Source organism: Erythrobacter sp. CCH5-A1 (assembly GCF_001557115.1).
Lineage (GTDB): Bacteria > Pseudomonadota > Alphaproteobacteria > Sphingomonadales > Sphingomonadaceae > Erythrobacter.
Genome location: NZ_LSKQ01000112.1, coordinates 1 through 1,851, shown reverse-complemented (window position 1 = coordinate 1,851; position 1,851 = coordinate 1). Strand labels below are relative to the sequence as shown.

Below are 1,851 nucleotides of genomic sequence, written 5' to 3'. Positions count from 1 at the left end.
ATCCGCAGAAATTACCCCGCGGGGTGGAGAGCCGTCCACGACATCAGTTGCGGAAATCAGGGTCAGCTCCCACAGGCAGTAAACCTGTAGGAGACTGCGATGAGAGAGCTAAGAATACCGCCTGCGGCACAGACTGACGAAGAGAGCTGGGAGCTTCTGCGAGCATGGGTCGCCGAGGGTGGCTTGCATTGTTCCCTGAAAGTCGGCGTCTATGAAGCGGAAGGCATTCGCGAGGAGCAGGCTTGGGGCACGATACTCGCAGATGCAGCACGCCACATCGCAGACGCCCTTTCTTCGCTTGGGCTGAGAGACAGTGATGCTGCCTTGGCCGAGATACGGCGACATTTCGCTGCCGAGTTAGATGCCCCAACGTCGAAAAGAACCGGCAACTTGGTTCAATAAGGCAGTGTCCGGAAACCACCCACTCCCGGTCGTTCAGCGCATCGTGCCTTTCGCCCGAAAGCAGCCATCCGCCCCTCACCCCGCTAAAAACTCCGCCCACACCGGAAGGTGATCGGACGCGCTCGCCGCGAGCGCGCTGCGGTGGACGCCGCAGTCCTGCGCTACCAGCGCTTGGCAATGCATGATCCGGTCGAGCCTCCCCAAGGGACGGCGGCTAGGGAAGCTCGGGCCGGGGTCGAGCAGGGTGAAGTGGCGGCCGAACTCGCGGAAGCAACCCGCGACGGTGCGCCATTCGTTGAGATCGCCCATCAGCACCACCGGGCCTTGCTCACGCGCCGCCTCGCCCAGCGCGGCGATGGTGCGGGCCTGCCGCACGCGCCACAGGCCCGACAGGTCGAGGTGCATGCCGAACACCGTCAGCGCCGTCCCGCCCACCCGCAACCTTGCGGTCACAACCCCGCGCGGTTCGAGGCAGGGGATGTGGAGGATGTCGTGGCTCTCGACCTCGATTCCCCGCCGCACGAGGATCGCGTTGCCGTGCCAGCCCATCGAATCCGTCTGCACGTCGAGCGGGACGGGGACGTATTCGGTGTGGCTCTCGATCAGGAAGCGCGGGAGCACGGCGGCGCGGGTGCCGAACCTGAGGTCCGCCTCCTGCAGGCAGACGATGTCCGCGCCGACCTCGTTCAGCACATTGAGGATGCGCGCCGGATCGCGCTTGCGGTCGGTGCCGATCCCCTTGTGGATGTTGTAGCTCGCCAGCTTGAGGCTGAAATGCGGGGACGCGGCGTCGGGCATGGGCGCAAGGTAAGCGCGGCCGCGCTAATTCGATAGAGGCGGGCTCGCGGTTCGTCGCATCATCGCCCCATGACATATGGCGCGCGCGTTCTCTATGCCTTCGACGGCGGGGCCCGGGGTGACTGGACCGTCACCGGAATGACGACACTCGCGGGCGAGAGCCTGCCCGAGGTCGCCGCGCTGAGCGTGCGGCAGGGCGGATTTGCCGAGGCCCCCGCGCCGGTGTGGACCCTGTGCGGGGTCGCGAGCCACCTGCGCTACACCTTGCGCGAGGAATTCTCCGAGCTGTCCGAACGCGGCAGCCCGCTCGGGCGGCGCGAGGCGCGGCGCGCGGCGTTGATCCCCATCAGCAAGTCCGAGGCATGGTGGGCGCTGGCGCAGGACGAACGCCGCCGGATCTACGAGGAGCAATCGCGCCACACGAGCATCGGGATGGAATACCTGCCCCAGATCGCCCGCCGCCTCCACCACGGCCGCGACCTCGGCGAGCCCTTCGATTTCCTCACCTGGTTCGAATTCGCCCCCAAGCACGAGGGGCTGTTCGACGAGCTACTGGTCCGCCTGCGCGCTAGCGAGGAGTGGACTTACGTGAGCCGCGAGATCGATATCCGACTGACGCGCACCGCCTAGTCCCCTCCCCCACCACTCCCC

At 66.6% G+C, this 1,851-nt stretch carries 3 protein-coding genes; 2 read left to right on the top strand and 1 reads right to left on the bottom strand.

Annotated features, from left to right (window positions below):
* Window positions 1-99: 99 nt before the first annotated feature.
* Window positions 100-402, top strand: coding sequence for a DUF5076 domain-containing protein (locus tag AX708_RS21335; protein WP_082745454.1), 303 nt, complete (start codon window positions 100-102; stop codon window positions 400-402).
* Between the two features lie 75 nt (window positions 403-477).
* Here AX708_RS21335 and AX708_RS05785 read toward each other — a convergent pair whose 3' ends face one another.
* Entirely contained in the window at window positions 478-1,200 is a 723-nt protein-coding gene (locus AX708_RS05785; protein ID WP_066526798.1) for an endonuclease/exonuclease/phosphatase family protein, read from the bottom strand.
* A gap of 69 nt (window positions 1,201-1,269) precedes the next feature.
* On the opposite strand from AX708_RS05785, the gene AX708_RS05780 reads away from it, so the two are divergent.
* Window positions 1,270-1,830, top strand: a complete 561-nt coding sequence (locus AX708_RS05780) for a chlorite dismutase family protein (RefSeq protein WP_066526795.1) — start codon at window positions 1,270-1,272, stop codon at window positions 1,828-1,830.
* The last annotated feature ends 21 nt before the right edge of the window (window positions 1,831-1,851 follow it).